The following is a 17,977-nucleotide window of genomic DNA, read 5'->3' on the forward strand; positions in this document are numbered from 1 at the left end:
TTCAAATATGGCCCGCAGGCGCGAGCAAGTGCCGTGTCAGGAAATCGGTCTGGTCGGCCACCGCGCGCTCGAAGTGCTGTCCCAGGTAAAAGTCGAAGTGACCGCAGTCGTACAGCTTGATCTCGCCGCGCGGGGCGCGCCCGGCCATGGCGATGGTGCGCTCCGGCGGCGTCACGGTGTCGGTGCGGCTGACGCAGAACAGGATGGGCGGCTGGACCTTGGCGGCACGCCGCCCCGGACGGTAGCCGACGATTTCCGGGATCACCCGTGCCGCCACCCGGTTCACGAACGCCAGCCCCTTGGGCATCAGGGCCAGATAGCCCGGCAAGGCGTCGTGCGCGTTCATCAGCGCCGGCTGGCCGGGCAAGGCCGCGATCGGCACCATCACCGGCGGCCGGCCGAAAAGCCGCGCCGCGAGGTCGCGCATGACCACCGGAGTGATCCGCAAGGAGCCGCGCATGCCCAGCGCGGCGGCCGACTCGAGTCCATCGGTGAACGGGCACTGGCTGATGGCCGCCTTCAACTCCGGGTGGCGGCTGGCCACCTGGATCGCGTGCCCGCCGCCGAAGGAGCTGCCCCAGATCGCGACGCGGCCGCCATCGAGCTCTGGCTGGGCCTTGGCGAATTCGAGCGCTGCGTCCCAGTCGGCCAGCTGGCGCCGAACCGACATCAACTGGCGCGGCGCACCGCCGCTGTCGCCGAAGTAGCGGTAAGTGAAGGCCAGCGTGGCGATGCCCGCCGCCGCGAAGCGTTCGGAATAGGCGTCCAGGCGCATTTCACGCACGGCGCCCAGCCCGTGTCCAAGCACCACCACCGGCGGCTTTTCGACGCCGGCCGGCAGATACAGCCACGCCGAGCAGAAAGTTTCGCCGGAACGGAAGCGCACGTCGCGGCGGATGAATTGATAGGGAGTCTGTGCCATGGCGTCTATGTGATGGTGCGGTTGCCGGGGACAGGGAAATGGCCGTTCTGCAGGCTGTGTTCGAAGATGGCAGGGTCATACAGCGGCAGGTCGCCTTCGCGCCCGGTGCGCGCCATGTACTCGAGCATCAAGGCTTGCGAACTGTCGCCCGAGAGGGCCGCCATGAACTCGGTGCGTTCCACGTGCAGGCCGTCCTCCAGCGCCATCGAGCCGCCGATATAGACCGCGCGCTTGATGGCGCGGATCGCATCGCGCGGGCGCGCACCCAGATAGCCGGCCAGGGCCAGCGCGCGTTCGATCAATTCGCCCGGCGCCACCACCTCGTCGACCAGGCCGATCTCGAGCGCCCGGGCGGGCGGCGCGGGCCGCCCTTCCAGCATCATCATGAGCGCGCGATGTGCCCCGACCAGGCGGGTCAGCCGCTGCGTGCCGCCGCCGCCGGGCGGAATGCCCAGCAGGACCTCGGGCTGGCCGATGAAGAAATCGCCGTCAGCCATCAGGCGCACATCGCAGGCTTGCGCCAGTTCGCTGCCCAGCCCCAGCGCCGAACCGTTCAGGGCGGCGATGAAGACTACGCCGCAGCGGTTCATGCGCACGAAGGTGTTGTGCAGCTTGTCCAGCTGCATGGCGCCGCCCAGCGGCGAGTAGGCCGCCACCGGCGCCACCAGCGGCATGCGCCGGACGGCGGCGGCGCTATGCGCCACGGCCGACGTCATGCCGCGTGCAACGGACGGTATCGTGGTGCCGCCCTCCTGCAGCCAGCGTACATCCGCATGGCCGATGAAGCGGCCCGGATGCGTGCCGGTGATCACCACCGCCTTGACCTGCGGGTCGGTTTCCAGTTCGCCGACCAGCGCCGCCAGCGCGTCCGCCATCGCCAACCCCATCACCCCCTGCTTTCCGCCGTCCAGGCGCACGATCAATACCGCGCCGCAGTTCTCCACTTCCAGCCCGCCGGGCCGGATCCGTATGTTCTTCATGCTTGGTCTCCTTGTCGGTTCAACACCGTGTAAATAACATCGTTATACCTAAACATAACACTGTTATTTTTAGATTTCAAGGACTCGTTCGCGAAAGACGCATGCGGCAGCCGTCTATTTTTTCCGGGATTTGCTGTTTTTGCCGTTCCGGCCAGCCGCCCATGCGGCTTGCGCGTGCGCCGCCGAAGACTCGGCCTTGTCGCGCTTGGCGCCCATGCCCACCACCATATTGACGCACATCGGCATCAGCACATCGGCGGCAGGGACGGAAGTGTGGGCAAAGTGGCCGGCGAGGTCCAGCATGATGAAACCGTGCAGCGCGCTCCAGAACTGCAGCGCGATCAGGTCGGGATCGGCCTTGCGCACGCACTTTGCGTCGGCCAGCCGCGCGCAGCCTTGCAGCAGAAAGCCATACGCGGCGCGGAAGGATGGCGACTGGCCGCTCAGCATGGGCTGCGCCGTGCCGCGCGACGGGCTGTAGCGGCCGTGGATCGAGAGGCCGAACATCAGATCGTAGAGATGGGGGTTGTGGCGCGCGAAATCGTGGCAGGCCAGCGCCATCATGCACAGGTCGGCCATGGGATCGTCGGTCGGCGGCAAACTGCCGAAAACCGCGGCTTGCCGGTTGAAGCCTTCGTCGGCCACCGCCTGCAGCAGTTCCGGCACGCCGCCGAAATAGGTGTACACGCCCATGGTGGACAACTGCGCCTCGGTCGCCACCGAACGCGCTTTCACTTCGGACGGACCACTCGCCGCCAGCAGGCGGATGGCGGCTTCAACGAGACGGGTGCGGGGGTCCTGGAGGGATATGTCAGCGGTCATGGAGGAGGAGAAAAGCACTATAACAACGTTATAGTACCATGCCCGTTCCACGCCCCTCCTTGCTTGCCCCTTGCCCCCCCTTCGCTTACTCCTGCCGCAACCAGATCTGCGAGCGCCCCAGCATGGGCACGCCGAGGTAGCCGCGCACGTTGAGCTTCCTGCCGCCGTCGCTCAGGCGCACCTTGCTAGAGTAGAGTTTGCCGTCGTCCGGGTCCAGGATCTGGCCGCCGGCATAATCCTCGCCGTTCTTTTTCAGGCCGCTCAAGATCACCAGGCCGACGATGGGCGCATCCTTGTTGGCGCCTTCGCATTTTTCACACTTCGGGTTCGGACTGTCGCCCGGCGCCGGGAACACCTTCTCGATCTTGCCCTGCAGCGTGCCATTCGATTCGGTGATGCGAATGAGCGCACGCGGCTTGCCGGTGGCGTCGTCGATGTTCTTCCACAAGCCCGCAGGGGACGCATCGTCTGCCCAGGCCGCCGCAGACAAGAGCGCCGCGGCAAACGCCGCGCCGATGATGCCGATTTTTTTCATAGTACGCATTGCACAGTCTCCATGGTGAAATTGCGACAGCCTCGCCCTTATTTTCTACCTGTACTTAAGCGGCAAGCGCCGGATAATCCGTGTAGCCCTGCTCGCCCGGCGTGTAGAAGGTGCTTGGGTCGGGCAGGTTCAGGGGCTGGCCCCGGCGCATGCGGTCCACCAGGTCCGGGTTGGCCAGGAAGGCGCGGCCCATCGCGATCAGGTCCGCCTGGCCCTCGGCCAGCGCGCGCTCTGCGCTCTCCTTGTCGAAGCCGCCCGCCAGGATGAAGGGCCCCCTGAATGCCGCCCGCAGGCCTGCCTTCAGCTCGGCCGGGACCGGCGGCGCGCCCAGCGCCGAATGGTCCAGCAGGTGCACGTACATCAGGCCGAGCGCCGAGAGTTCCTGCACCAGCGCGGTGTACTGCTGGTCCACGTCGCTATAACCGCCGGTGGAGTTGAACACGCCGTATGGCGACAGGCGGATGCCGACGCGTTCGGCGCCGATCTCGTTTGCGGCGGCGCGGGCCACTTCCAGCACCAGCCGGTTGCGTCCTTCGGGCGAGCCGCCGTAGCCGTCGGTGCGGCGGTTGACGTTGGCGTTCAGGAATTGCTCGAGCAGATAGCCGTTGGCGGCGTGCAGTTCGATCCCGTCAAAGCCGGCGGCAATCGCCAGGCGCGCGGCGGTTGCGAACTCTTTGACCGTTGCCGCGATGTCGGCTTCGGTCATGGCGCGCGGCGCGGTGTGCGGCTGGCTGCCCTGGCTGTCGGTCCACATCTCGCCCGGGCAAGTCTCGGCCGACGGCCCCAGTACTTCGGCGCCGGCCGGCAGGTTGGCCAGGTGGCTCACGCGGCCGGTGTGCATCAGTTGCACCACGATCTTGCCGCCCCTGGCGTGCACCGCTTCCGTCACCAGCTTCCAGCCCTGCACCTGGCTGTCGTTGAACAGGCCCGGTATGCGCGCGTAGCCCAGGCCGTTCGGCGACGGCGAGGTGCCCTCGGTGATGATCAGGCCGGCGCCGGCGCGCTGGGCGTAGTAGGTGGCCATCAGGCTGTTCGGGGTGTTGTTGTCCACGGCGCGGCTGCGGGTGAGCGGCGACATCACGGCGCGGTTCTTCAGCTCGGTGGCGCGCAGGGAGTAGGTGTCGAATAACATGGCAGTATCCTTGAATGGGTTCTGTTGAATCAGAGCGGCAGCAGGCGCGGAGCGACCTTGCCGGTTTGCGACGCGCCAAACAGCGCCACGCGGGCCGTCTCGAAACGTTCGATCGCTTCCGCGTCGGCCACGGAAGGCATGGTGAGCTGCTCGCCCTGGTCGAGCGCGCGCAGGGCGGCGTCCACCATGTCGCCGGTCTGCATCACGGTGGCAGGGTCGAGCGCGGCCAGCGGCACGCCGGAGTTGTCCCAGACCTCGGTGGCGGTGGCGGCGGGCAGTACCACCTGCACCTTCACGCCAGTGTCGGCCAGTTCCTGCTGCAGGCCACGGCTGAACGCCACCACGAAGGCCTTGGTGCCGCTGTAGACTGCGCTGAACGGCAGCGTGTGCAGCCCCAATACTGAAGCGATGTTGATGATCACGCCTTCATTGCGCGAAGCCATCCCCGGCAGCGCAGCATGCGCCAGGCGGGTCAGCGCCGTGATATTGAGGGCGATCTGGGACAGGGAGTTGTGCACCGGGCTGGCCTGCAGCGGAGCGAGGCGGGCAAGGCCGGCATTGTTGACCAGGATGCTGACCGCCGGGCCGCTGGACAGGACTTGCTCGACACGGGCCAGACCCTCTTCCGTTTCCAGGTCCGCCACCAGGGTGTCGACCTGGACGCCATGCGCGCCGGCGAGCCGGGCGGCCAGCGCTTGCAGGCGCTCGGCGCGGCGCGCCACCAGCACCAGGTCGTAACCGCGCTGGGCCAGGCGGTCCGCGTACACTTCGCCGATGCCCGACGATGCGCCGGTGATCACGGCAATTTGCTTACTCATGGAATTTCCTTTCCGTTGCATGAATATGATGCTCATCATATTCTTCATTAAAAAAAGTCTTGTTTGGTCATTTTGCAGCTTCCTGCTCGATTCCCAGCAAGATGATGAGCATCATATACTGGTTTTTGGAAGCGTGCACAGCTGTAGTGGCGCGTAAGCCCGGTGTAAGCAATCTGTAAGCATGCTGGAACATTCTTGCAATTCAGTTATCAGTGACTTGACACACACAGGAGGTACCCCGCCGCGTCACCCCGTATCACCTTGCCTCACATTTCATCGCATCAGGATTTATCGGCTTGTTCCATGTACAAAACTACAACAGGAGACACACGATGAAGAAGATCGACACCCCAGCCAAGCAGTCCCCCAGCACCCGCCGCAAGTTCCTGGGCAGCGCCGCCGCCGGCACCGCGGGCGCCGCGCTCGCCCTGCCGATGATCGCCACCGCCCAAACGCCCACCCAGCTGCGCTTCCAGAGCACCTGGCCGAGCAAGGACATCTTCCACGAATACGCGGGCGACTTCGCCAAGAAGGTCAACGACATGACCGGCGGCGAGCTGAAAATCGAAGTACTGCCGGCCGGCTCGGTGGTGCCGGCCTTCGGCCTACTGGACGCGGTGTCGAAAGGCACGCTGGACGGCGGCCACGGCGTGATGGGCTACAACTACGGCAAGCAGAGCGCCATCGCGCTGTGGACTTCGGGCCCGGTGTTCGGCATGGACGCGAACATGGTGCTGGCCTGGCATAAATACGGCGGCGGCAAGGAGCTGCTGGTCAAGCTGTATTCGTCGATCGGCGCCAACGTGGTGTCCTTCCTCACCGGCCCCATGCCCACCCAGCCGCTGGGCTGGTTCAAGAAGCCGATCACCAAGAAGGACGACCTGAAAGGCCTGAAATTCCGCACCAACGGCCTGGCCATCGACCTGTTCACCGCCATGGGCGCGGCGGTGAACGCGCTGCCCGGCGGCGAGATCGTGCCGGCCATGGACCGCGGCCTGCTGGACGGCGCGGAGTTCAACAACGCCACGTCCGACCGTCTGCTCGGCTTCCCGGACGTGTCCAAGGTGTGCATGCTGCAAAGCTTCCACCAAAGCTCGGAGCAGTTCGAGATCACCTTCAACAAGACCAAGTACGACGCCCTGCCCGCGAAGATGAAGGCCATCATCGACAACGCCGTCGAGGCGGCGTCGGCCGACATGTCGTGGAAGGCGATCGACCGCTATTCCAAGGACTACAGCGAGCTGCAGGCCAAGGACGGCGTGAAGTTCTACAAGACCCCGGACGCCCTGCTGCAGGAGCAGCTGAAAATCTGGGACGAGGTGGTGGCAAAGAAGGGCGCCGACAATCCGCTGTTCCGCGAAGTGGAAAAATCGCAGCGCGCCTTCGCGGCGCGGGCCATGAAGTGGGACATGGACACCAACAATCCAAGGCGCATGGCGTACAACCACTACTTCGGCAGGAAGGCCTGATAGCGGCACCGGCAGCATCCGGCGCGCACCATAGCCGGCCGCGCCGGCCCGCGCGCTGGCGCACGCCACGCGCGCCCACACCTTGTTCCGGAGTTCCCGCATGCAGAACGTATTGTTTTTCATCGACCGGGTCAGCAGCTGGATCGGCCAGGCGTTCTCCTGGCTGATCGTCGCGCTCACCTTCCTCATCTCCTGGGAAGTGTTCGCGCGCTACGCGCTGAACCGCCCCAACCCCTGGGCTTTCGACCTGATGATCATGATGTACGGCTCGGCCTTCATGATGGCGGGCGCCTACACGCTGGCCAAGAACGGCCACGTGCGCGGCGACGTGCTGTACAGCTTTTTCCCGCCGCGCCTGCAGGCCGGGCTGGACCTGGTGCTGTACGTGGTGTTCTTCATCCCCGGCGTGGTGGCGCTGGCGTGGGCCGGCTACACCTACGCGGCCGAATCGCTGGCCATCAACGAGCATTCCACGCTGACCGCCAACGGTCCGCCGCTGTATCCATTCAAGATGGTGATCCCGCTCTCCGGCGCGCTGCTGCTGTTGCAGGGCATGGTGGAAATCGTGCGCTGCGTGCTGTGCCTGCGCGATGGCGCCTGGCCTTCGCGCGAGCCGGACGTCGAGGAAGTGGACGTCGACAAGCTCAAGGAAATGGTGCACGCGGACGATCTGGGAGAACAGCGATGAGGAAAGAAATCTGGTTCGGCCTGTCGATGCTGATCGGCATCGTCATCGCGCTGTTCGCGCTGATGCCCGCACCTTCGGACATGACCAACGGCCACGTCGGCCTGCTGATGCTGGCGCTGGTGGTGGTGGCCATCATGCTGGGCTTCCCCACCGCGTTTACGCTGATGGGCATGGGGGTGCTGTTCGCCTGGTACGCCTTCCACAGCCGCGATCCCAACCAGGCCATCCAGATGACGCTGGACCTGATGGTGCAGCGCGCCTACTCGGTGATGGCGAACGACGTGCTCATCTCGATCCCGCTGTTCGTCTTCATGGGCTACCTGGTGGAGCGCGCCAATCTGATCGAGAAGCTGTTCAAAAGCCTGCACATCGCCATGGCCAGGGTGCCTGGCTCGCTGGCGGTGGCCACCATCGTCACCTGCGCCATCTTCGCCACGGCCACCGGCATCGTGGGCGCGGTGGTCACGCTGATGGGGCTGCTGGCCCTGCCCGCCATGCTGAAGGCCGGCTACAGCACGCAGCTGTCGGCCGGCGCCATCACGGCAGGCGGCTGCCTGGGCATCCTGATACCGCCGTCGGTGCTGCTGATCGTGTATGGCGCCACGGCCGGCGTGTCGGTGGTGAAGCTGTACGCGGGCGCGCTGTTCCCCGGCGTGATGCTGGCCGTGCTGTACGTGGGCTACGTGATGCTGGTGGCCAAGCTCAAGCCCAGCGCGGCGCCGCCGCTGTCGGCGGAGGAACGCAAAGTCGCCTTGCCGCCGTTCGCGCAAGCCATCACCGCCGCCGGGCGGACGATGGCGGTGCCGGGCCTGACCGGCGCGCTGGCGCAGGCGGCTCCGGCAGCGGCAGGCATGAGCAAGCGCGCGCTGCTGCGGCAGCTGTTCGTCGCTCTGCTGCCGGCGCTGGCCTTCGTCGCCGTCATGGGAGTGAGCTACCGCATCGTCACCGCGCCCGCCGCAGCGCCGACCGAGCTGGCGGAGATGGGCAGCGCACAGGATCTGAGTTCGTCCGGCGCCGATGCGGGTGGGCTGGCGGAACCGCCGGTGGAAGGCGGGCTGGAAGAGCCGCCCGCCAGCAACGACCTGGCCGAGCCGCCCGGTGCGGAGGCGCCGCAGCCGGCTGGCAGCGCAGCCGCCGATCCGGCGCCTGCCGCATCCGCCACACCTGCCGCACCCACCGTCCCCGCAGCGGAAGCGCCGGCGGCGAAGCCCGCGCCAAACAGTTTCTGGATTACGCTGGGCGTAGGGTCAGCGGCGCTGCTGCTGTTCTACGCCTACTTCTCCTTCGCCCGCCTGGAGATCTTCAAGATGCTGATGGGGTCATTGTTCCCGCTGGCGTTCATGATCCTGGCGGTGTTGGGCAGCATCGTGTTCGGCTTCGCCACGCCTACCGAGGCGGCGGCCATGGGCGCACTGGGCGGCATGGTGCTGGCAGTGGCGTACCGGCGCTTCAACATCGGCATGCTGCGCGAGTCGGCCCACCTCACCGCCAAGACCAGCGCCATGGTGTGCTGGCTGTTCGTCGGTTCCAGCATCTTCTCGGCCGCCTTCGCGCTGCTGGGCGGGCAGGAGCTGATCAACAGCTGGGTGCTGGGCATGGACCTGACGCCGGTTCAGTTCATGGTGCTGGCGCAGGTGATCATCTTCCTGCTCGGCTGGCCGCTGGAATGGACCGAGATCATCGTGATCTTCATGCCGATCTTCATTCCGCTGCTGGGCCACTTCAACATCGACCCGCTGTTCTTCGGCCTGCTGGTGGCGATGAACCTGCAGACGGCATTCCTGTCGCCGCCGGTGGCGATGTCGGCCTTCTACCTGAAGGGCGTGGCGCCGCCGCATGTGACGCTGAACCAGATCTTCCTCGGCATGCTGCCCTTCATGGCGCTCCAGGTGCTGGGCGTGTTCCTGCTGTACATGTTCCCCGCCATCGGCTTGTGGCTGCCGGGCGTTCTGTACAACTGAAGCGCAACCAGGTGGCGGGGCTGGCGGTTCAGCCCTGCTGCAGCGTCTTGATAATGCGGTCCTCGGTTTTTTCCCCGGCGCCCGTATTGCTGGTCTTGCTCTCCCTGCGGGCGATCATGAGGCGGTCGCCCGCCAGCGCATACACGCTCTGCTCTTCCTGCTTGAATTCAAAGCTCACCACAACGAAAGCGCGCCCGGTGGCGTGCAGATTCAGGCTGCTGGCCATGGGCGTGCCATCCGCGCCTATCCACACGTCCAGCGAGCCGTTGAAGTCCTTGATGTATTTGCGGTCACGGTCGCTGAGCGCTGTCAGCGGCACGTTGAAGGTCAGCTGGCGGGCAGGCTTGCCGCCATAGGTAGCGGCCTTCTCGCTCTTGAAGGTGCCGCGCTCCAGCTGGCGCGCCAGGCCTTCGGCGGCCGACACCATGGGCCGCAAGTCGTCCGGCCCCAGCTCGCGCATGGCGTACAGCGTGGGCGTCTTGGCGTTGGGATTTTTGGCGACGGCCTGCTGCTCGCCGTCCATGCGCGCCAGCAGTTCGCGGCTGTACTGCAGCCGCATGCCCTGGCCGCCGTCTTCCAGCGCGATGGCGGCCTGGCCCGAGAATTCCTCGGCCTCCTTGCCTTCCCCGGTGCGGCGCCAGGTTTTGGTCTCCAGCGTGGCCTTGAGCGGCGTTTGCGCCTGCAGGCGGGCCAGCGCGCCTTTCAGGTCGGCCAGGCCGTCGGCGCGGGCGGAGGCAGCCGGGATGGCGGCCATGGCCATTGCCGCTGCGGCGGCGAGTGCGCCGAGGGCGAAACGGGACGTCATGCCGCCTCCCTTGCCAGCTGCTCGGACAACCGGCCCGCCGCCATGGTCACGGTACGGCCGCAGCGCGCGGCGATCTTGCTGTCATGCGTCACCAGCACCAGCGTGGAGCCGCGTTCGCGGTTCAGCGTGAACATCAGCTGCATCACGGCTTCGCCGGTGGCCGCGTCCAGGCTGCCGGTCGGCTCGTCGGCGAACAGCAGCGGCGGCTCGGTCACGAAGGCGCGCGCCAGCGCCACGCGCTGCTGCTCGCCGCCGGACAGGTACTTCGGATAGTGCTTCAAACGGTTGGACAGCCCTACCCGCTCCAGCATCGCTTCCGCCTTCGCGCGCGCATGCGATTCGCCGCGCAGTTCCAGCGGCAGCATCACGTTCTCCACCGCCGTCAAATGCGGCAGCAGCTGGAAGGACTGGAACACGAAGCCCAGCTTGGCCTGGCGGAACACGGCGCGACCGTCTTCATCGAGCGCGAAGATGTCGGTGCCGTCCAGCCGCACCGTGCCGGTGCTGGGCGTATCGAGGCCGGCCAGGATGCCGAGCAAGGTGGACTTGCCGGAGCCGGAAGCGCCGACGATGGCCAGCGTTTCGCCGGCCTGCGCGCTGAAATTCACGTTGTCGAGTATGGTCAGCTCGCCGGTGGCGTCGGCCACGCGCTTGCCCAGGCCGCGCACTTCTATGATGGAATGCATGTAGATCTCCTTATGCTTGCCGCAGCGTGTGCAGCGGCGGTTGATTCAATACCTTGCGCAGGCCCAGCCAGCCGCCCGCGACGGCGCACGCCGCGCCTGCCACCAGGCCCGCAGCCCACAGCAGCGGCGGCCAGCTCCACGGCAGCTCGAACACGAAGCGCGCCAGCGCCCAGCTGCACAGCGTGGCGCATGCCGCCGCCAGCAATCCAGCCAGCGCGCCGGTCAGCAAATGCTCCATCCACTGCGCGCGCGCCAACTGGCTGCGGGTGGCGCCCAGCGCGCGCAGCAAGGCCGCCTGGCGCTTGCGCTCATCCTGCGAGCCGGCCAGCGCAGCGTACAGCACCAGCAGGCCGGAAGCGAGTGTAAAGAGAAACAAAAACTCCACCGCCACGCTCACTTGCGCCAGCACCGATTGCATCTGCCGAACCAGGAAGCCAAAGTCGAACACGGTGACGTTGGGGAAATCCAGCGCCAGGCGGTCGGCCACCCTGCGGTCGTTGTCGGGCACGTGGAAGGTGGTGCCGTAGGTGCGCGGCAGGCCTTGCGCCGCCACGCCGTTCAGCATGAATTCGAAACTCGGCGCCCGCGCGCGGCGGTCCGTCTTGCGCACGCTGGTGACCTCCACCTGCAGCGGCAGGCCGCCGGCGTCGAAGGCCAGGCTGTCGCCCGGCTTGATGCCGAATTCCTGCGCGATGCCCTCGTCCGGCGAGGCTTCGGCCTTGTTCGAGGCCGGATCGAACCAGTGGCCCGCGATGACAGTATCGGCGGCGGGCAGCGCTGCGGCGGTGGAGAGGTCCATGTCGGCGTGGCCGAGCGCTTCCTGGTTGTCCTTGCCGCGTACCGGTTTGCCGTTAACGGTCAGCAGGCGCGCGCGGATGCTGGGGCTGAGCATTGGACTGCCGTAGTGCTCCAGCCGCGAGGCCACGTCCTGTTCCTGGTCCGGCTGCACGTTGACGATGAAGTGGTTGGGCGCGTTGGCCGGGGTAGCCGCACGCCATGCGTCCAGCAGATCGCCGCGCACCACGGTCAGCAGCAACAGCGCGCTCAAGCCGATGGCCAGCGCGGCGGTTTGCGCGACGGTGGCGCCGGGCCGGCGCTGCAGCGCGGTGACGGCGAAGCGCCAGGCAGGATTGCGGAACAGGCCGCGCAGGCGGCCCAGCGCTTTCAGGGCGAGCCACGCGGCGGCGGCGAACAGCAGGCCGGCCAGCAGGAAACCGGCCGCGCTGACGGCGCCGAGCGCGGCGTCGCCGGTGAGCCACAGCATCAGCCCGCAAAACATGGCGGCGCCCAGGGCGGATGCGGCCAGCGTCATGCCGCGCGGCGCATGCCGTTCGCGGCGCAGCAACTGCGCGTGCGGCACATTGCGCAGCTGGAGCAGCGGCGGCAGCGCGAAGCCGGCCAGCAGGATCAGGCCGGCAGCCAGGCTTTGCAGGGCCGGCGCCCAACTGGCGGCAGGCAGTGCGGCGGGCAGCAGCTGGTCCAGCCATTCCAGCAAGAGCAAATGGCTGGCGTAGCCGGCCAGCAGGCCGGCGGCGCTGCCAGCCACGCCCAGCAGCAGGAACTCGGCGAGGTAGAGCCGCAGCACCTGGGACTGGCGCAGGCCGAGGCAGCGCAGCATGGCGCAGGCGTCGATGTGGCGCAGCATGTAGCGCCGCGCGGCCATGGCGATGGCGGCTGCCGCCAGCATGGCGGTCAGCAGGCTGACCAGCGACAGGAAGGCGCTGGCGCGGTCCAGCGTGCGCCCCAGGGCGGCGCTGCTGTCCTTGACGGTCTGGATGCGCACGTTGCTGCTGTTGGCGGCGGCGAGGCGGGCTTGCAGGGCGGTGCGGAAGGCTTCCACGGCGGCGGGCTCGCCGGCCAGCAGCAGGCCGTGGGTGGCGCGCACGCCGGGCGCCAGCAGGCCGGTGGCGGGCAGGTCCCGTTCGGCCAGCATCACGCGGGGCGACAGGTTGACGGGCGAGAAGCGGCGGTCCGGCTCGACGGCGATCACGCGGGTGATGAGGAATTCGGCATCGCCGACGCGCAGCTTGCCGCCAATGTGCACGTCGAGCCGGCTGGCGAGGGCGGGATCGATCCAGGCGGTGCCGGGCGCCGGGGGCGAGGCGGCGGCGGGTGCAGCGGCGGCGGGGCCGCTGTCCGGGGCGAACGTCAGCGCGCCGCGCAAGGGGTAGCCGCCGGACACGCCCTTGAGCGAAACAAGCTGGGAACGCGCCTCATCGCCCTGCCCCGCCATGGCCATGCTCACCATGGACGTGGTGGCCGCGGTGCGCAAGCCGCGCGCCGCAGCGTCCGCCCGCAAGGCCGGATCGAGCGGCGCGTCGGAAGTCACCAGCAGGTCGGCCGCCAGCGATTGCCTGGCGTCGCGCTGCATGCCGTTGCGGATGCGGTCCGTGAAGAAGCCCACCGCCGACAGGGCGGCAACCGACACCACCAGCGCCGCGAGCAGCAGATGCAGCTCCCCCGCGCGCCAGTCGCGCGCCGTCATTTTCAGTGTCAAACCCAGCATGGCGTTCCTTGAATCTCAACAGGATGCCAGCTTATCAACACGCCTGAGGCCATCGCAGGAGTTTGCGACGAACCGGCAATAGATGCGATGAACTGCAGAACGGCCGCCCTGCCGCGTCAGCCAGCCTCCGCGCACACCGTCTCGATCATGCTGCACAGCTGCGGGTACTGGTGCTGCTCCAGCATGGCCTCCACCGCCAGCACGGTGTCGCCATGGTCGGCGCGGAAGGCTTCCAGCAGTTGCAGGGCGCGCGCCGGATACAGCAGGTGCAGCGCCTCGCGCACGTCCACCAGCACCTCATACGGAAGCAGTGCCAGGCGCGCCGGCGTGAGCGGAGGACGCTGCACCGACGGCAGCCGCTGGCGGCGCCGGAAGCGCACGCCCAGCTGCTGCTCCAGCACCTGGAACAACCGGTCCTGCTCGATCGGCTTGCACAGGAACTCGTCGGCCCCGGCCGCCAGCGCCTCGCGCCGCTCCTCCTCGAAGGCGTGTGCGGTCATCATCACCACGCGCGGCTGCGCCAGCTCCGCCTCGGCGCGCAGCTGGCGTATCACCGCCAGCCCGTCCAGGCCCGGCATGCGCCAGTCCATGAACACCAGCGCCGGCTTCAGGCGCCGCAGCGCCGCCAGCCCGGACGCGCCGTCGGCCGCCAGCTCCACCAGGAAGCCCAGCGGCGACAGCAGGCTGTGGATCAGGTGACGGCTGTCCTCGTTGTCGTCCACCACCAGGATGCGGCGCCCGCGCTGCGACGCTTCCAGCGCCTCCACTACGTTCAGCGCTTCGCCCGGCACGTGGTCCGCTCCCATCACGTCGATGGTGAAGCGGAACTCCGCACCCCGGCCCAGTTCCGACTCCACCTCCAGCGAGCCGCCCATCATGCGCACGAACTCGCGCGAAATGGTCAGCCCCAGGCCGGTGCCCTCCTGCGCGCCGGTGTTGTCGGTCTGGACGAATGGCTCGAAAATGCGCTGCTGGTCCGCCTTCGCGATGCCCTTGCCGGTGTCGCGCACCGAAAACGACAGCCGGTGGCGTCCGCCCTCCAGCGGCTGCGCGCGCGCAATCAGCATCACGCTGCCCTGCTGCGCGAACTTCACCGCGTTCGACACGAGATTGAGAAGCACCTGGCGCAGCCGCGCGCCGTCCATCTGCACCGCCGCCGGCAGGCCATGGCAGTCCAGCGTCATGTGCAGGCCGGCCTGGCGGGCGCGCGCGCCCAGCATATCCATCACTTCGCGCAGCACCCCTTCCACCGCCACCACCGTGGACTGCAGCGTGATGCGGCCGGCCTCGATCTTGGACAGCTCCAGCAAGTCGTTGATCAGGGTGAGCAAATGCTGGCCCGAGCGGTTGATCACGCCCAGGTTGCGCTTCTCCTCCTCGGTCATGGATTGCGAGTCCGCCAGCAGGCGCGAAAAGCCGATCACCGAATGCAGCGGCGTGCGCAGCTCGTGGCTCATGGTGGCCAGGAACACGCTCTTGGCGCGGTTGGCCGCCTTGGCCTCCGTCACCGCCACCGACAGCGCCTCGGTGCGTTCGGCCACCAGCTCCTCCAGGTGGTTGCGGTGGCGCCGCAGCTCCTCCTCCGCCTGCTTGATGTCGGTGATGTCGTAATTCACGCCCACCAGCCGCCGCAGCGCCCCGCTGGCGTCGCGGAAGGCTTTGCCGGCCGCCTTGATGTGGCGCAACTGCCCGTCCGGCCAGCGGATGCGGAACTCGGTCGTGTAATGGCGCTCGCCGCGCCGCACTTCCGCCACCAGGCGGTTCACGCGCACCAGGTCCTCCGGCAGCAGGCGGTTTTCCCACGCCGTCAGCGTGTTGTCGAAACTGCCCTGCGGCACGGCGTACTGGCGGTGCATTTCGCGGTCCCACAGCAGCTGGCTGGTGTCCACGTCCCAGTCCCATATGCCGATATGGGCCGCGTCGGTGGCGATCGCCAGGCGCTCCTCGCTGGCCTGCATGGCGCTGTAGCGCTGGTCCAGCAGCGTCACCATTTCCAGGATCGATTCGTTCAGCGTTTTCAGCTCGCCCAGGAACAGCGACTGGTGCGGACCCTGGCCGGTGCCGCCGCCCGCCTTCACGCTGGCGGCATATTCCCCCACCAGCTTCAGCGGTTTCAGCATCAGATACCACAGCAGCAGGTATACGCCCAGCACCAGCGTCACGTCCAGCGCCACGATGGCGAAGCCGAGCGCGATGCGGCGCTCGCGCAGGGTCTGCAGCACGTACTGCGGCGTGACATACATCTTCACCACGCCGATCTCGCGGCCCGCCACCCGGATCTGGCGTTCCGCCGTGCGCAGCGCCGGGATGTCCGGCGGCTGCGCCGCCTGCTCCAGCACGCCCTCCGCGTTGCGCAGGAAAACGAACTGCATCTTGTTGCTGAGGGTGACGGTGCAGCCATACAGGTCGCGGTTGTTCAGGCTGGCCTTGACGATAGCGACGATCTGCCGGTCGTCGAAGTTCCAGGCCGGCAGGGCGATGGCGGCGGTGAGCTGGTCGGCGCTGGCGTCGAGCTCCCGGTGCAGGCCGCGCCAGCGCTCGTCGCGCTCCTGGTTATACGACAGCACCGCGAACGCCAGCAGCACCACCGTCACCAGCGCCGCCAGCGCCAGGCTCACGACCAGCGCGATCGACACGCGGCGGTTGGCGATGCGTTGCAGCAGTGCGCGCGGCACGCAGGCGTCCGCCAGCCGCGCAGCGAAACGCCGCGCCGCCTGCGTGCAGCGGTCCGCCAAGTTTGAAACTGTGCCCATTATTCCGCCCGGATTTTCCCTTATGCCAGCGATGCTAGCCTGCCGGGGCCAGATTGTAACTTGTACGTTGGTACAGTATGCCAAAGAGGCAGCTTCCGGGCTGGATTCCGGGGCCGGCCAGGCCGGCCCGCTGCGATCAAACGATGCCGCCGTTGGCGCGCAGCGTCTGGCCGTTGATCCAGCCGCCGTCCGGGCCGACCAGGAAAGCGACGGCGGCGGCGATGTCGGCCGGGGTGCCCAGGCGCTCCAGCGGCGCCATCTTCGCCATGCGCTGCACCGCTTCCTCCGATTTCCCGTTCAGGAACAGGTCGGTGGCGGTGGGGCCGGGGGCGATCGCGTTCACGCGGATGTTCCTGCCGCGCAGTTCCTTGGCCATGATGTTGGTCATCACCTCCACCGCGCCCTTGGTGGCGCCGTAGATCGCGTAGCCGGGCAGGCCAAGGCCGGTCACGCTGGTGGAAAAGTTGACGATGCGCCCGCCCTGCTCCAGCCGCGCAGCCGCTTCGCGCAGCGTGTTGAAGGTGCCCTTCACGTTGACGGCGAACAGGCGTTCGAAGGTGTCGTCGTCGGTGTCGGCAATCGTCGGCAGCGACGGCGATGTGACGCCGGCGTTATTCACCAGCACGTCCACCCGGCCGAAACGCTCGATGGCGCTGTCGAACATGGCTTTCACAGCGGCGGCATCGGACACGTCCGCCTGCACCGCCAGCGCTGCGCCCCCCTGCGCTTCGATGGCGCCTGCCACGCCGCGCGCTTCGGCCGCACTGCCTGCGTAATTGACGATGACGGCGTAACCGTCCTGCGCCAGCCGCTGGGCGATGGCCGCGCCGATGCCGCGCGACGCGCCGGTGACGATGGCAACCTGCTTTTGATCGGTGTTCATGATTCTGCTCTCCTGAATTAAAGTCAGGCCAGTATCACTTAATCATCCACGTCAATAAATGCACTAGAATTGGCATCACAATTCAATATTCATCAATAATCATGGACCGACTCGACGCCATGCGTTTGTTCACGCGCATCGTGGAACTGGGCAGTTTCAGCCGCGCGGCGGACGGCCTGCAGCTGCCGGCCGCCACCGCCACCCACACCATCAAGCAGCTGGAAGCGCGCCTCGGCGTGCGCCTGCTGCAGCGGACCACGCGCCACGTGAGCGCCACGCTGGACGGCCAGGCTTATTACCAGCGCTGCGTGCGCATCCTGGCGGACGTGGAGGAGACCGAGGCCGGCTTCGGCAACAGCGGCGTGCCGCCGCGCGGGAAACTGCGGGTGGATTTGCAGGGCACGCTGGCGCGCCACTTCATTCTGCCCCGGCTGTCCGAGTTCTTCGCCCGCTACCCGGACATCGAACTGGAAATCGGCATGGGCGACCGGCTGGTGGACCTGGTGCGCGAAGGCGTGGACTGCGTGCTGCGCGGCGGCGAGCTGCGCGACTCCAGCATGGTTGCGCGGCGCGTGGCCAGCCTGCAGCAGGTCACCTGCGCCAGCGCGGCCTACCTGGACCGGCACGGCACGCCGCGCACGCTGGACGAGCTGGCCCAGCACCGCGCGGTGAATTTCCACTCCATCGCCAGCGGCAAGGTGTTCCCCTTCGATTTCATGGTGGACGGCGCAGCGCGCAGCGTGTCGCTGCCGGGCCCGGTCTCGGTCAGCAACGCCGATGCGTATGTGCTGTGCTGCGCCAACGGCCTGGGCCTGATCCAGCTGCCGCGCTACCACGTGGCGGCCCAGCTGCAGGACGGCAGCTTCCGCGAAGTGCTGGGCGAATGGCGGCCGCCGGCCATGCCGGTGTCCGTGCTGTACCCGCACCAGCGCCAGCTGTCGCCGCGCGTGCGCGTGTTTGTGGACTGGCTGGCGGACATCCTGTCCGCCGCCGCGTAGCGTGCCTGAT

Annotated in this window: 15 protein-coding genes; 4 read left to right on the plus strand and 11 right to left on the minus strand. The window is 67.5% G+C overall.

What is annotated here, in order from left to right; genetic code table 11:
- Window position 1: 1 nt before the first annotated feature.
- From AC56DV_RS23020 to AC56DV_RS23045, 6 genes are all read right to left on the minus strand, one after another.
- On the minus strand, window positions 2-922 hold the full coding sequence (locus AC56DV_RS23020) for an alpha/beta hydrolase (RefSeq protein WP_496316554.1): 921 nt from the start codon (window positions 920-922) through the stop codon (window positions 2-4).
- A 5-nt stretch (window positions 923-927) separates the two neighbouring features.
- The gene (locus AC56DV_RS23025) at window positions 928-1,902 is read right to left on the minus strand and encodes an enoyl-CoA hydratase/isomerase family protein (protein WP_496316555.1); all 975 of its coding nucleotides are present in this window, start codon (window positions 1,900-1,902) and stop codon (window positions 928-930) included.
- 114 nt (window positions 1,903-2,016) lie between these two features.
- Window positions 2,017-2,724 (minus strand): TetR/AcrR family transcriptional regulator, encoded by a 708-nt coding sequence (locus tag AC56DV_RS23030; RefSeq protein ID WP_496316556.1) that lies wholly within the window; start codon window positions 2,722-2,724, stop codon window positions 2,017-2,019.
- 85 nt (window positions 2,725-2,809) lie between these two features.
- Window positions 2,810-3,259 (minus strand): DUF2147 domain-containing protein, encoded by a 450-nt coding sequence (locus AC56DV_RS23035; protein ID WP_496317274.1) that lies wholly within the window; start codon window positions 3,257-3,259, stop codon window positions 2,810-2,812.
- Window positions 3,260-3,323: 64 nt separating this feature from the next.
- Window positions 3,324-4,400 carry an alkene reductase gene (locus AC56DV_RS23040; protein ID WP_496316557.1) on the minus strand — a complete coding sequence of 359 codons (1,077 nt, stop codon included), beginning with the start codon at window positions 4,398-4,400 and terminating at the stop codon, window positions 3,324-3,326.
- A gap of 29 nt (window positions 4,401-4,429) precedes the next feature.
- On the minus strand, window positions 4,430-5,218 hold the full coding sequence (locus AC56DV_RS23045; RefSeq protein ID WP_496316558.1) for an SDR family NAD(P)-dependent oxidoreductase: 789 nt from the start codon (window positions 5,216-5,218) through the stop codon (window positions 4,430-4,432).
- A 332-nt stretch (window positions 5,219-5,550) separates the two neighbouring features.
- On the opposite strand from AC56DV_RS23045, the gene AC56DV_RS23050 reads away from it, so the two are divergent.
- The 3 genes from AC56DV_RS23050 (at window position 5,551) to AC56DV_RS23060 (ending at window position 9,336) form a co-directional block, all read left to right on the plus strand.
- Complete coding sequence (locus tag AC56DV_RS23050) at window positions 5,551-6,687, plus strand: TRAP transporter substrate-binding protein (protein WP_496316559.1); 1,137 nt, start codon at window positions 5,551-5,553, stop codon at window positions 6,685-6,687.
- A gap of 100 nt (window positions 6,688-6,787) precedes the next feature.
- Window positions 6,788-7,375: a TRAP transporter small permease subunit gene (locus tag AC56DV_RS23055; RefSeq protein ID WP_496316560.1), complete on the plus strand. Its 588-nt coding sequence runs from the start codon at window positions 6,788-6,790 to the stop codon at window positions 7,373-7,375.
- Window positions 7,372-9,336, plus strand: a complete 1,965-nt coding sequence (locus AC56DV_RS23060) for a TRAP transporter large permease (RefSeq protein WP_496316561.1) — start codon at window positions 7,372-7,374, stop codon at window positions 9,334-9,336. Before AC56DV_RS23055 ends, AC56DV_RS23060 begins: the two co-directional genes overlap by 4 nt.
- Window positions 9,337-9,364: 28 nt before the next feature.
- Here AC56DV_RS23060 and AC56DV_RS23065 read toward each other — a convergent pair whose 3' ends face one another.
- The 5 genes from AC56DV_RS23065 to AC56DV_RS23085 all read right to left on the minus strand — a co-directional run bounded on the left by AC56DV_RS23065 (window position 9,365) and on the right by AC56DV_RS23085 (window position 16,969).
- Window positions 9,365-10,141: a hypothetical protein gene (locus AC56DV_RS23065; RefSeq protein ID WP_496316562.1), complete on the minus strand. Its 777-nt coding sequence runs from the start codon at window positions 10,139-10,141 to the stop codon at window positions 9,365-9,367.
- Window positions 10,138-10,827, minus strand: a complete 690-nt coding sequence (locus tag AC56DV_RS23070) for an ABC transporter ATP-binding protein (protein ID WP_496316563.1) — start codon at window positions 10,825-10,827, stop codon at window positions 10,138-10,140. Before AC56DV_RS23070 ends, AC56DV_RS23065 begins: the two co-directional genes overlap by 4 nt.
- A gap of 10 nt (window positions 10,828-10,837) precedes the next feature.
- On the minus strand, window positions 10,838-13,333 hold the full coding sequence (locus AC56DV_RS23075; RefSeq protein WP_496316564.1) for an ABC transporter permease: 2,496 nt from the start codon (window positions 13,331-13,333) through the stop codon (window positions 10,838-10,840).
- 116 nt (window positions 13,334-13,449) lie between these two features.
- On the minus strand, window positions 13,450-16,086 hold the full coding sequence (locus AC56DV_RS23080) for an ATP-binding protein (RefSeq protein ID WP_496316565.1): 2,637 nt from the start codon (window positions 16,084-16,086) through the stop codon (window positions 13,450-13,452).
- A gap of 136 nt (window positions 16,087-16,222) precedes the next feature.
- Window positions 16,223-16,969 (minus strand): glucose 1-dehydrogenase, encoded by a 747-nt coding sequence (locus tag AC56DV_RS23085; RefSeq protein WP_496316566.1) that lies wholly within the window; start codon window positions 16,967-16,969, stop codon window positions 16,223-16,225.
- Window positions 16,970-17,070: 101 nt separating this feature from the next.
- Here AC56DV_RS23085 and AC56DV_RS23090 point away from each other — a divergent pair, with 101 nt between their 5' ends.
- On the plus strand, window positions 17,071-17,967 hold the full coding sequence (locus AC56DV_RS23090; protein WP_496316567.1) for a LysR family transcriptional regulator: 897 nt from the start codon (window positions 17,071-17,073) through the stop codon (window positions 17,965-17,967).
- Window positions 17,968-17,977 lie beyond the last annotated feature (10 nt).

It is taken from the genome of Massilia sp. BGA-UO-ETr-WB1 (genome assembly GCF_059567845.1).

What these genes read in the sequence shown, in the direction of transcription:
- AC56DV_RS23020 (WP_496316554.1), bottom strand. Translation starts at nt 922, where the DNA reads ATGGCACAGACTCCCTATCAATTCATCCGCCGCGACGTGCGCTTCCGT.
- AC56DV_RS23025 (WP_496316555.1), bottom strand. Translation starts at nt 1,902, where the DNA reads ATGAAGAACATACGGATCCGGCCCGGCGGGCTGGAAGTGGAGAACTGC.
- AC56DV_RS23030 (WP_496316556.1), bottom strand. Translation starts at nt 2,724, where the DNA reads ATGACCGCTGACATATCCCTCCAGGACCCCCGCACCCGTCTCGTTGAA.
- AC56DV_RS23035 (WP_496317274.1), bottom strand. Translation starts at nt 3,259, where the DNA reads ATGAAAAAAATCGGCATCATCGGCGCGGCGTTTGCCGCGGCGCTCTTG.
- AC56DV_RS23040 (WP_496316557.1), bottom strand. Translation starts at nt 4,400, where the DNA reads ATGTTATTCGACACCTACTCCCTGCGCGCCACCGAGCTGAAGAACCGC.
- AC56DV_RS23045 (WP_496316558.1), bottom strand. Translation starts at nt 5,218, where the DNA reads ATGAGTAAGCAAATTGCCGTGATCACCGGCGCATCGTCGGGCATCGGC.
- AC56DV_RS23050 (WP_496316559.1), top strand. Translation starts at nt 5,551, where the DNA reads ATGAAGAAGATCGACACCCCAGCCAAGCAGTCCCCCAGCACCCGCCGC.
- AC56DV_RS23055 (WP_496316560.1), top strand. Translation starts at nt 6,788, where the DNA reads ATGCAGAACGTATTGTTTTTCATCGACCGGGTCAGCAGCTGGATCGGC.
- AC56DV_RS23060 (WP_496316561.1), top strand. Translation starts at nt 7,372, where the DNA reads ATGAGGAAAGAAATCTGGTTCGGCCTGTCGATGCTGATCGGCATCGTC.
- AC56DV_RS23065 (WP_496316562.1), bottom strand. Translation starts at nt 10,141, where the DNA reads ATGACGTCCCGTTTCGCCCTCGGCGCACTCGCCGCCGCAGCGGCAATG.
- AC56DV_RS23070 (WP_496316563.1), bottom strand. Translation starts at nt 10,827, where the DNA reads ATGCATTCCATCATAGAAGTGCGCGGCCTGGGCAAGCGCGTGGCCGAC.
- AC56DV_RS23075 (WP_496316564.1), bottom strand. Translation starts at nt 13,333, where the DNA reads ATGCTGGGTTTGACACTGAAAATGACGGCGCGCGACTGGCGCGCGGGG.
- AC56DV_RS23080 (WP_496316565.1), bottom strand. Translation starts at nt 16,086, where the DNA reads ATGGGCACAGTTTCAAACTTGGCGGACCGCTGCACGCAGGCGGCGCGG.
- AC56DV_RS23085 (WP_496316566.1), bottom strand. Translation starts at nt 16,969, where the DNA reads ATGAACACCGATCAAAAGCAGGTTGCCATCGTCACCGGCGCGTCGCGC.
- AC56DV_RS23090 (WP_496316567.1), top strand. Translation starts at nt 17,071, where the DNA reads ATGGACCGACTCGACGCCATGCGTTTGTTCACGCGCATCGTGGAACTG.